The organism is Stieleria sedimenti (assembly GCF_025060895.1).
Lineage (GTDB): Bacteria > Planctomycetota > Planctomycetia > Pirellulales > Pirellulaceae > Stieleria > Stieleria sedimenti.
The window spans coordinates 51,058-61,682 of record NZ_JANZKV010000158.1; the positions used below are offsets into that span (position 1 = coordinate 51,058).

The 10,625-nt window shown below is 59.8% G+C and carries 6 protein-coding genes; 2 read left to right on the plus strand and 4 right to left on the minus strand.

What is annotated here, in order from left to right:
- Positions 1–12 precede the first annotated feature (12 nt).
- From NZK35_RS20145 to NZK35_RS20155, 3 genes are all read right to left on the minus strand, one after another.
- The gene (locus NZK35_RS20145) at positions 13–897 is read right to left on the minus strand and encodes an SHOCT domain-containing protein (RefSeq protein WP_259634323.1); all 885 of its coding nucleotides are present in this window, start codon (positions 895–897) and stop codon (positions 13–15) included.
- Between the two features lie 687 nt (positions 898–1,584).
- Positions 1,585–2,928: a DUF1552 domain-containing protein gene (locus NZK35_RS20150; protein WP_259634324.1), complete on the minus strand. Its 1,344-nt coding sequence runs from the start codon at positions 2,926–2,928 to the stop codon at positions 1,585–1,587.
- A gap of 4 nt (positions 2,929–2,932) precedes the next feature.
- Positions 2,933–5,233, minus strand: a complete 2,301-nt coding sequence (locus NZK35_RS20155; protein ID WP_259634325.1) for a DUF1592 domain-containing protein — start codon at positions 5,231–5,233, stop codon at positions 2,933–2,935.
- Positions 5,234–5,252: 19 nt separating this feature from the next.
- Here NZK35_RS20155 and NZK35_RS20160 point away from each other — a divergent pair, with 19 nt between their 5' ends.
- Positions 5,253–5,441 (plus strand): hypothetical protein, encoded by a 189-nt coding sequence (locus NZK35_RS20160; RefSeq protein WP_259634326.1) that lies wholly within the window; start codon positions 5,253–5,255, stop codon positions 5,439–5,441.
- Between the two features lie 144 nt (positions 5,442–5,585).
- Complete coding sequence (locus NZK35_RS20165) at positions 5,586–6,950, plus strand: enolase C-terminal domain-like protein (RefSeq protein ID WP_259634327.1); 1,365 nt, start codon at positions 5,586–5,588, stop codon at positions 6,948–6,950.
- Positions 6,951–7,036: 86 nt separating this feature from the next.
- Here NZK35_RS20165 and NZK35_RS20170 read toward each other — a convergent pair whose 3' ends face one another.
- Positions 7,037–10,378 (minus strand): DUF6797 domain-containing protein, encoded by a 3,342-nt coding sequence (locus NZK35_RS20170; RefSeq protein WP_259634328.1) that lies wholly within the window; start codon positions 10,376–10,378, stop codon positions 7,037–7,039.
- Positions 10,379–10,625 lie beyond the last annotated feature (247 nt).

Below are 10,625 nucleotides of genomic sequence, written 5' to 3' on the forward strand. Positions count from 1 at the left end.
GTTGCCGGACCGCTACAGCCGCGCGAGCAATTCACTCTTCTTGTTGGCGAATTCTTCGTCGGTGATGTAGCCCTTTTCTTTCAGCGAGCCGAGTCGCTCCAGCATTTCAATCACGTCTTCGCGCGATTGATGCGTCGCGGGCGCGTCGTTGGGCGCCTCGGTGGGCGGGTTCGTCGCGGCGACGTTTTCGGATCGGTTCTCTGGCGGCGGTGCGGCCGGACCGACGGTCATCGATGGTGCCGGTGCGTTCGCCGGCGGGTGAATCGAACCGTCTCGCGAGACGACCGGCAGCGTCGACAAGTCGACCGTCCCGTACTGGCTGGTGAAGGTGATCGATTGCCCGCCGCCTTGCTGCTGGCTGAAGCCGCCGATCTGATGATCCAAGGTGTCGTACACCCAGGGCGTCCCGCCGGTCGTGACGGCCAGACGATGCGAATCGGCAAAGTACGCGTAGCGCAAACTGTTCTGCGAACCCACCGACGTCGGTGACCCGAGTTCTTTGGGCCACCAATTCGTCGACGGATCGGGCACAAACAGACTGTTGGACGAGCCCATCTGACCGCTCGCCTGGGCCTGGGAACTCATCCCGTTTTGACTTTGAGACTGAAACGAACCACTAAACGGCGTCGATTGATGGTTGGCCAATTCGTTGGAAATGTCATTGCACAGGTTGTCGACCAGGCATTTGAGATTGTTGTTGAACAGGTCGCTGACCATCGTCATTCCGCCACGCATCCATTGACCGGAGCCGCAGAATTCGGGATGGCTGAATTGGGCCATCGTTCCGTTGCCGTTGTAAACGGCAATCAACATGTGGGTCACCGCGTCGTTGGAAAGGCCGTAACGGTTGGCGAGTGACTGGACGATTTGTTGTCCCGTCGGGGAGAGGTTTGGCATCTTCGTGCAAGGGTTGGAAATGGAGTCCTGTCGGGGAAATCCCCGATCAGACCGGGGAACCGCTCGCGTCGCCGGCCTTGGAATCATTTCCACAAACGCAAGTGTTCAGAGATCGAACGAACTCCAGAGCCTAGCAGATCGACAACAAAAATGAATGTCCCTATTTGCGTCGGATCTGCGAATAAATCCCCGCCGCGTGCCACCGCCAGTCGTCGCGTGCCGACATGCCAGCGGGACAGTGGGAGTGACCGGCGTGTGGTTCGCCCTCCAACTTGTTCCCAGGCTTCGCCCTACGCCGTGAACGACTTTTTAGCGGTAGGGCGCGAGCCCTCCGGTGTGTTGGCAAAGATGCGCAAGCCGGAGGGCTTGCGGGCTGTCGTTTTAAGCCCGCACGCGTTAGCAAGGGGCCACGCGGCGCCCCTCGCTTACGCGTCGGGCTGGGTTGATCACGCTGATTTCGAAACATCGACTAAACCGACAGCCCGCTTGCGCCCTGCCGCTAAAACCTCATCAAACACAGGAAATAAATCGTTCACGGCGTAGGGCTCCGCCTGGGGACACACCGTCTCGGAGGCTCCTGCCTCCAGTCCGCCAACTGCGTGTGGCGGGAGCCACACCGACATCGCGTTCCGAGGCGGAGCCTCGGAACGAGGGGCATGACCGATCGACGCCGCGTGACTCACCGCGTTACAGCTTGATCACACCGTTACTGTCGCCGAACTGCTTGGCGTCGGCGCCCATTTGCTGCATCATCCAAACGTACAGATTGCACAGCGGCGTGCCGTTTTCGTACTTCAAATGACGCCCGGTCTTGATCCGCCCGGCCGCGGAACCGGCCAGCAAAATCGGCAGATCGTCGTGGTTGTGGCGATCACCGTCGCTGATGCCACTGCCGTAAACAATCATGCTGTTTTCCAACAGCGTCCGGCTGCCTTCGCGGACGCTGCGCAACCGCCCCAGCAGATACGCGAATCGGTCCAGGTGATAGCGATTGATCGTTGCGATTTGTGTCTGCTTGTGCTCGCTCTTGCCGTGGTGCGACAGCTCGTGGTGCCCCTCGCTCACGCCGATCTCTTTGTAGCTTCGATTGCTGCCGGCATTGGTGAACATGAACGACAGGATCCGTGTGCTGTCGGTTTGAAACGCCAGCGTGACCATGTCCATCATCAAGTCGCTGTGCTTGTCCAATTCCCGCGGCACACCGCTGGGGCGTGGGTAATCCGGCACGCCACTCTCATCAAACCTCAAACGCTCCGCACCGCCGAGTCGTTTCTCGACGTCGCGGACGGCATACAGGTACTCGTCTAGTTTGCGGCGATCGACGGCCGGCAGGGCTTGATGCAATCGCTTGGCGTCTTCGAGTGCGAAATCGAGCACACTTTTGCGAAACAGTTCACGTTTCGTTTTGGCCTGCTTGGTTTCCTTGACGCTCTTTCCGGCAAACAGCCGATCGAACACCGCCCCGGGATCGATTTCCTTGGCCATCGGGTTGGTCGGCCCGCGCCAAGACATGTTGGATGCGTAGGCACAGCTGTACCCGCTGTCGCAATTGCCGGCCTGGGCGCTGGCTTCGAGCCCGAGTTCCAACGAGGCGAAACGCGATTGGTCCCCGACAGACTTGGCGGTCGCTTGGTCGACCGAGATGCCATTTTGGATGTCTGCGCCGTTGGTTTTACGGGGATGGGCACCCGTCAAAAACGCGGCCACGCTGCGGGCGTGATCACCGCCGCCGTCGCCGTGGGCGCGGGCACCGTCGAGCGTCAACCCGCTCAACACATTGACGTCGTCGCGAAAGTCGGCGATCCGCTCGAGCGTGGGCGACAAATCGTATTTGTAACCCGCTTTCTGTGGCGTCCAATCAGGCATGTGCATGCCGTTGGGCACATAAAAGAATGCCATCCGGAGCGGCGGACGGGCGCGTTCTTCGGCGGCCGACAACAGACGACTTGATGACATCACATCCAACAGCGGCAAGGCCAACGAAACGCCGGCGCCACGCAATACGGTTCGTCGAGAAAGGGTCTTGGGCATCGGATTACTCTCGGAAACCTTGTTTCTGGAAGGGGTCACTTTGAATGATGGCGGCGATCAGATAGGCGAAGCGGTCGTCGTGCTTACGACACTCGCTGACAATCGTGTCGATCGCACATTTGTCATAAAACTCGGTGCCGCGGCCGATCGCATAGATCAACAGTTTTTCGGCCAGACAGCGAACGAATTGCTCTTTTCGAGAACCGGCCAACAGGCGACGCAGATCATCCGCCCCGTCGAACGTCGTCCCATCGGGGAACACGCCCGAGGCATCGATCGGGTCGCGGCCTTCCTTCGTCCGCCAGCGTCCCACGGCGTCAAAATTTTCGAGCGCAAAGCCGAGCGGATCCATCATGTTGTGGCACGTCGCACAAGCCGGGTTCTGGCGATGCTGCTCCATCCGTTCTCGCAACGTGCCGACCAATTCGTCGCGTTGCAATTCGGGAACATTTGGCGGCGCCGGCGGTGGCGGTGTATTGAGCAGGTTGTCCAGCACCCATTTCCCACGCTTGACGGGACTGGTGCGGGTCGGATTACTGGTCACCGTCAATACACTCGCATGCGTCAGCAATCCGCCACGCGGCGTCCCGGCCAGCGACACCTTGCGAAATCCATCACCAGCGACGCCGGCGATACCGTAAAACTCCGCCAGCGGCTGATTCAGATACGTGAAATCCGCATCCAGCAGCGTGGTCACGGGCAGGTTCTCCCGCATCACGGCGGCGAAAAACGTCAGCGTCTCGCGCATCATCAACTTGCGAATCTGGTCGTTGAAGCCGCGATACACCTTGGTGTCGGGATCGACGTTTTCCAAGTTGCGAATCTGCAACCATTGCGCGGCAAAATTCTCGACGAATTGGTTGGCACGTCGATCCTGGATCATCGACGCGATCTTTCTCAGCAGCACGTTCGGATCTCGGATCGTACCGCGATGGGCCATCATCAACAGTTCATCGTCGGGCATGCTGCTCCACAGGAAGTACGAAATCCGCGTTGCCAGTTCGTAATCGGTGATCAGCGGCATCGATCCATCAGGCCCCGGAGATTGCGGCCGCTCGACCTTGAACAGAAACGATGGCGAAACGAGCACGGCGCCGATGGCGACTTGGATGCTTTCTTCGAAGCTTCCATCGGCATCACGCACTTGAGCGGCGAGTGCGGAGAGCCGATCGACTTCCCAGTCACTGGCCGGTCGACGGAACGCACGACTGGCAAACCGGGACAGGACAGCGCGTGTCGCTTGGTCGACCGTCACGTCTTTGGACGGCGTGACGAAAAGGATCTTCCGATGACTCGGTGGAATCTTGGACGCGTCGATCGAAACACTTCGGCTCTCGGTTCCGGCCAACTTCACGTGGTGCAAGTGGAAATTCCGATCCGCCACGTTCTTCTGGTAGTAGTCATTGATGAAACTGATCTTGATCGTGCGTTTGCCTGTTCCCAAACGCATCGGAATCTTGAATTCCTGGGGCTCGTGATAGGGGATTTCGATCACGGTCGGTCGACGCCCCCAATCGATCTCCGCCTTGACCGGTTCGTCCCCTCCCTGATCTCCGCCCGCCACCAGCGTCAGCTGGTACATCCCACCGAACGGCAGCGTGACCTCCAACGAAACGCTGCCTTGAGAGGCGAGAATGAGTGGTACACGGGATCCGAATTTTTCGGCACCGACCAACGACGCAGGGCCGCGTTCGATCTCGTACAGCTCCGGTGGCGGTGGCGTGTAGATCGCTTCGCCGGCAATCTGCAACGCCGCATCGACGTACTTTTCCATCAACAACGGGGGCAGCGAGAGCACGTCGCCGATGTTGTCGAAACCGTACCCCACATCGTCGCCGGGGAAATCCGCCGCCGGCGTGTAGTCGACGCCCGTCAAATCACCAATCGTGTTCCGGTATTCGTCACGGTTGAGCCGCCGCAAGGCGACGCGACCGGCGTTGGGATTCTGGACACAATCGACCGCATTGGCCACCGCGTCAATCATCCGCACCATCCGCTGCCGCGTCTCGGAATCCAGCTCCGGGCCGTCTTCGGGCGGCATCGTCCCCAAACGCAAATGGGCGATCGCCTGCGTCCAACGGGTCCGATTGTTCTGCAAACTGGCGGCGCGGTCGTCGCTGGCCAAGTCAATTTCGCTGCCGGAATCGTGACAGTCATAACAATACGTGCGAAGCAACGGCAGCAAATGCGTCCTGAAGTTGACTTCACGGGTGGCCGAATCCGCTCGACAGGGGGGCGTTGCAAACACCAGCAGAATCAACGTCACATGAGGCAGAAACGTCGAGAAGGGCCGGCGAAGAGACATGAGGGCGGGAGCGGAGACGATGTTCGAATCAAAAAGTTCAAGGGCGATGCGTCCATTCTACCTCATCAGAAACGCCGCACGCCGCAACAAGGTGCTCAGCAATCTGTCGCCGGCTGCCCCCGTTTCCCCCGAGTGCACGTCGCAGCCCGCCGACGGAGCGTTCCATCACTTGGGCATCGAGCCGGCCACCTGGCCATCGAGTCGGTGACGCAATCTGATAGACTACCGCCCCGTCTGCGGCGTGGTCGATCGAATCGCATCACACGCAGGGTCAGCCGCTTGGCTGCAACCGACGGGCCCCACCTCCTCTCGGCGATCAAGTTGCATCGCGAACGATCTGAATCAAGGAACCATGAAACCCACCGACATTCGCATCACCGGCGTCCGAACCAGTTACGAGCACCACGATTACCGGACGACGATGAAGTTCGGCGGTATGCCCGTCGATCAAGCCACGGTGTTGAACGTGGAGTGCGATGTCGTCACCCGCGATGGAAAAACGGCCACCGGATTCGGTTCCATGCCGCTGTCGAACATCTGGGCGTTCCCGTCGCGTGAGATGAAATACGACCAGACCTTAGGCGCGATGACCACACTGGCCGGCCGCTGCGAAACGATCGCGGGCGAGTACGCCGAATTCGGACACCCGGTCGACCTGGGCATGGCGCTCGAAGAACAGTATCTGGCGGCGGCCGCCGAGGTCAGCGGCGAACTCCAGCTGGTCCAACCGATCCCGATGCTGGCCACGATGGTCACCGGCAGCCCCTTTGACGCGGCAATCCACGACGCCTTCGGAAAAGTCCACGGCAAAAATTGTTTTCAAACCTATGGCCAGGACTTCATGAGCCGGGACGTCGGTGCATACCTGGGTCCGGACTACGCCGGAGACTGGATCGGGGATTTTTTGCTGGACAAGCCCAAGCCGCGGATGCCGCTGTACCATCTGGTCGGCGCGCTCGATCCGCTCGACGACGATGAATTAACCCAGCCCACCGGCGATGGATTGCCCGACACCTTGCCTGAATGGATTCGCTACAACGGTCTGACGCACCTGAAACTGAAACTCAACGGCGACGACGTCAATTGGGATCTGGAGCGGATCGTCAAAGTCGATCGCATCGCCGCGGAAACCCAGGCGACACTCGGCGTCGACACGTGGTATTACTCGCTGGACTTTAACGAGCGCTGCCCACACGTCGATTATTTGATCGAGATGTTGGAAAAACTTCGCGAGCGGACGCCGCAAGGATTTGACCGCGTGCAGTACATCGAACAGCCGACGGCGCGCGACCTGAAGGCGCATCCGGAAAACAAGATGCACGAAGCGGCGAAGCTGAAGCCGGTCGTGATCGATGAATCGTTGACCGATCTGGAATCATTGATGCTGGCTCGCGAGATGGGTTACACCGGGGCGGCGCTCAAGGCGTGCAAGGGACAATCGCAATCGATGTTGATGGCCGTTGCCGCGCAGAAACTGGGGCTGTTTTTGTGCGTGCAAGATTTGACTTGCCCGGGCGCCTCGCTGATTCACTCGGCCGCCATCGCCGCCCACGTCCCAGGCGTCGCCGCGATCGAATCGAATTCGCGTCAGTATTGCCCGAAGGCGAATCTGCCCTGGGAAGACAAATTCCCGGGGATCTTCATCGTGCGAGACGGATCGATGGACACCAGTTGCCTCAGTGGCGTTGGTCTGGGGGCGGGATCTGACAGCCAGTGACACGATAGGACCAATACGACGTATGGAGACCTATTCGTCCTATCACCAACTTCGAAACCAACCCCTCGGTCTGCCCCCCCTGCCGATCATCCCTCTGGCACACGGTTGATCGTCCAGTAGATCTCCTCCTCAAACGCTTCGCCGTCGCGGGCCTTCAGTTTCAGCAACAGGTGCACTTGATCGACGGGTTCCAAGTCGGGGATATTTAACAGCACGCCTTTGCCGTCGCTGCCCAACGACACGCTGGTCACGTTCACTTTGTCGACGCCGACTTCACCGGTCTCGGGCGAATACATTTCGGAGCCGTACGATTTCGCCCATCGATAATTCCAGTGCGTCACGTCGTAGGATGCCAGATCGGTCGCCGACGGGATGTCGAGTGGGAAATTGAATTGCAGCTTCAATCCCTCTGCCTGGACTTTGCAATCGCTGACCATCTTGTGCGGTTTTCCGGTGTACCGCAGCCGCTGGATCCCTTTGTCGTCTAATCCGATCCGGCCGCCGCCGTTCCAGCCATGCAATCCGGTGGCATAAACTTGGCCGTCGGCCGGATTCACTCGGGCTCGCATGATGCCGGTGCTGAAATCAAACGGCAACTTGATGATCGCGGCTTGAGACACGTCGGGAAAATCCTGGATCATTGTGTAGTACATCCAGCCCTTGCCGAAACTGGTGTGCAACAGGCGTCCCGACAACGGCCCCCAACGCTCGTCGTCGACCCAAGCCTGGCCGCCACACGAGTTGTCGAATTCTTGTGGCATCCAAACCAGCGGCGGATCGAACGACTCCGGCGGAACGACCTTTTCAAGGTCGATGGTGCCGCCACCAGGCGCCCACATGCCCGGGATCGAATAGTTTCCGACCCAGCCGTAAAAACCGCCGGGCCGGAGCAGGCTGATCTTCGATGCCGGTGTCCATTGACCTTGATTGTCGCTGGCGACCACGCGGCCGTCGGGCAAACTGCCCATCCCGTTGGGCGTGCGAAAACCGGTGCAATACACCTCTCGATGCCTTCCATCGGCCGATACCTTGATCACCGCGCCGGGGATGTCCGAGTCCGTCCCATGCCCGCTTTTGGCGTAATAAAAATTGCCTTGATCATCGGTTTGCAAATCAAAATTGAAGGCATGGAAGTTGACCGAAACGTCTTGATCGGCACTGTAGCTTTCATAAAAGTCCGCTTCGCCATTGCCGTCGGCATCGTGCAGTTTGACCAGCCGGTCCTTGCAGGTGACGAAGACGTTTCCGCCCACGATCTTGACGCCGAACGGTTCGTACAAGCCGCCCGCGAATCGTTTCCATTTCAAGTTCAGCAAGTCGTCGTCGATTCCCGAAACGATCCAAATGTCGCCACCGTGGGTTGCAACGGCCATTCGTCCATCGGCAAAAAAGTCCAATGCGGACGTGCGAAACCAGGTGTTCCACGGCGTGGCGTCTGGAATCGTGATCGTGTCGAGCGCATAGGCACCTTGTTCCAACCCCAGATACCCGGTGGTCGTCAACACGTCGGGCCACAGCAACGGTCCGCCGGCCGTCAGGCGGTCAAAGTCCACGGGCGGTGATGTCGACGGAGACTCGGCGAGGAAGGTTTTGAACTGCGACAAGGACACGTGCTCGTCCGCACCGCCGGAGTCTTCGAGGGAGTGGCCCGCGAGACAGTAAACGTCGACCTGTCGTGTTTGATCGCTGGCCGGAATCACCAACCGCAATCGATGCTTCGCATCGATCTGCCACTTCAGTCCGTCGACATCACCGGTCGCAGCCGCGGCGGTGAACTCCGTCAACGTGTCGTCGGCGCGATCGTTGTCCGCCGGCGCAGCGACCAGCGCGATCACGGCCGCCGCGTCTCCGCCGCGGGTGTCACCATCGTCTGCATCACCATTGTCTGCATCCGCGTCGCCGTCGATCGGCACGATCATCGAGCGGTTCCGCGACGCATCGCCCTGGGCCGCCGACAGCACCAGCTCCTTTCCCGGGCCGATCCGCAGCGAATGGCGGACGGAGTTTCGCAGAGTGCCCTGTCGCGGCAATTCCAGGATCTCGCGGCCGTCGATGCGATAGCGGAGGACCAACTGATCGCCGTGCAAGTAATGCCCGCGATAGTCCATCCACCGTTTCGGCATCGGCCCTCGCGGCAGCAAGTCGTCGCGCGAATAATCGAGTGTTCCGTCATGACCCCATTGCCAACCGGCCAAGTCATCAAGCACCCGGCCGTCGGGATTGGCAGTTCCCTCGCCACGTGCCCGAACGTGTTGGGTGTTGCTGAGATCCAAAAACCCGTCGCGCCAGATGCCGGCCTGGTTCATCGTGTGCAGGTCGTACGAGACGGTCAGATCACCGAGCTTGACCGTCAGAACGCTGCTGAATTTCCGTTCCAATTGGGACGCCAGGGCGGGACCGAAGTCGCGCTGCACGTTTTCGATCTCCGTGCCATCTTTGGTTCCCTTGGGTAGCCCCGCCAAGTAGTCCTTGTCGATCTTGAAGTAGTCGCGGTTGGACGGCTTCATGAACTGCTCGCGGATGTAGTGAACGACCTGATAGCGTTCTTTCGGCGTCAGGTGCGACATCGGAGCCATCAGTCCGTTACCACGCGTCAGGGTCATGAACATGCGATACGGGTCGCTACCGAACTTCAGCTTTTGTGTTCCGAAGGCACGCGCGGTGGGCAAGGAGGGTGTGTTGCCGTCGCTGCCGTGACAATTAAAGCAATAGCCGTGATAGATCCCCTTGCCGGTTTCGAAGTCACGTGAACGGAACCCACCGATGATGCCCGCATGATCCAGATCCTGGGAATCGTCTTTGACCGCCAACTGCTCCGGCCGCGGTTTCAAGGCGGCGAAACGGTCGGGACCACCGGCGGCGACTTCGGTGACGTAGCGGACCAGATCCAAGAAATCCCGCTGGTCACGCAGCGACGCGACAAGGCCTTCGGGCATCATCGATTTGGACGCCGGCTTCATTTGCAGAATGTCATCACGCTCGAGGATGGTCTCGCGGGTCAAGTCCGATGCCGATCGCAGCGTCACGGTGTCGTCGGTCGTTGTTGCGATCAAGCCCGTCACCACCGACCCGTCTTCCAACAACAGGGTGTGGGTTTGAAAGCCTTCGCGAATCTTCTCGGATGGATCCAGCAACGATTCGATCACGTGCTGCTCGGAAACCGGCCCGATCGTGGCCAAATCGGGACCGAGTGGCGTCGCGTCGTCCCCGCTGCCATGACATTTCACGCACGCCGCCGCGGACTTGTAGAACACCAACGCCCCACGACGCGCGTCTCCACGCAGCCGCACCTGTTCGGCCAAGAATTCGGGGGACACGCTACCGAGTTGTTGCTCCAAGCTTTGCGGTTGCCGGAGCGTTTCAGCGCTGGCCAACGAGGAAAGACAACAAATTGCGAACGAGACAACCCAAAGAAAAAGGTGACGCATGAAGACGGAGGTGGGAAAATCGGGGGCGGGGAGAAAGGCGAGCCACAGTCACAACCGCACAGTTTACACGCTCCCAGCCGCGGCCTCACGTCTCATGCCCGACATCCACCCCAGCGGGACGCGTTACGGGCTATTGATTGATTCGGGATCTGCTGAGTCAAGAGTGAGCCGCTGGCCGTAAGGCCTCGGGCGGGCGCCAGAATGCCCGGCCGCTTACGCGTCGCGGCTCACAAAAACGACAGCCCGC